The following is a 636-nucleotide window of genomic DNA, read 5'->3' on the forward strand; positions in this document are numbered from 1 at the left end:
GCAAATACCTGAGCATTCTCGACCAGATTGTCAGCCAGATTGACGCGGGGCAGAACGAGCAGGCTGCCACGCGTTTGAGCAACGAACTGGCACCGCAGGGCACAGTGCTCGACAAGACGCTGGAGCAGATGATCAGCCTCAATCAACAAGGTGCAGACGACGCCGCCGATGCCGCCGCAGCCATGTATGAACGGGCATTGTGGATCGTCGCGTCGATCATCGTGGTCGCCCTGATTGCCACCTTGCTATTGGCCTGGCTGCTGACCCGCAGCATCACCACCCCGATCAATCAGGCACTGGATGTCGCGCGGCGCATTGCTGCCGGCAATCTCAGTGGCGAAATTATCAGTAGCGGTAAAGATGAAGCCGCGCAGTTGCTCGAAGCCCTCGCCGAGATGCAAGGCAATCTGCGCTCGACCATCCGCGGTATCAGCGAATCAGCGCGGCAACTGGCTTCCGCGGCCGAGGAAATGAGTTCGGTGATGGAGCAAAGCACCCGCGGCCTGCAACAGCAGAATGACCAGATCGAACAAGCCGCCACCGCGGTCACCGAGATGAGCACAGCAGTGGATGAAGTCGCTGCCAACGCCGTGTCCAGCGCCGAGGCGTCTGCCGCATCCAACGAGGACAGCAAGC

At 60.5% G+C, this 636-nt stretch carries 1 protein-coding gene; it reads left to right on the top strand.

What is annotated here, in order from left to right; all coding sequences use genetic code 11:
* A partial coding sequence (locus tag BK660_RS32025; protein WP_148057551.1) for a HAMP domain-containing protein occupies window positions 1-636 on the top strand: 636 nt, incomplete at both ends.

It is taken from the genome of Pseudomonas brassicacearum (assembly GCF_003732265.1).
Taxonomy (GTDB): Bacteria; Pseudomonadota; Gammaproteobacteria; order Pseudomonadales; family Pseudomonadaceae; genus Aquipseudomonas; species Aquipseudomonas brassicacearum_D.